1 protein-coding gene is annotated in these 236 nt (G+C 64.8%); it reads left to right on the top strand.

Annotation, left to right across the window (positions count from 1 at the left end):
- Positions 1-236: hypothetical protein (locus RND78_RS28085; RefSeq protein WP_312733523.1), on the top strand; the 236-nt coding region annotated here is incomplete at both ends.

The following is a 236-nucleotide window of genomic DNA, read 5'->3' as shown; positions in this document are numbered from 1 at the left end:
TCGTTCAGCAGTTCGGCGATTATGTGGCGGCCAAGCATCAGAGCGAGATCGCCTCGGTCTCCAGTGACACCCTGAGCAAGAACGACCAGTGGGCGGCCTTGCAAGGTCGCGCCAACAGTGGCCTTGTAGATGTAACCTTTGCCGACGCGCTAGGTGCTCTGCCCGCGGGTCGGGCGGTGAGGGCGGGTACTGCCCTGAGCACGACCCTGCAAGCCACGGCGCGCGAGGCGGAGGAA

The organism is Pseudomonas oryzihabitans, assembly GCF_032027545.1.
GTDB lineage: Bacteria > Pseudomonadota > Gammaproteobacteria > Pseudomonadales > Pseudomonadaceae > Chryseomonas > Chryseomonas oryzihabitans_F.
This window is presented reverse-complemented; position numbering and strand designations above follow the sequence as displayed.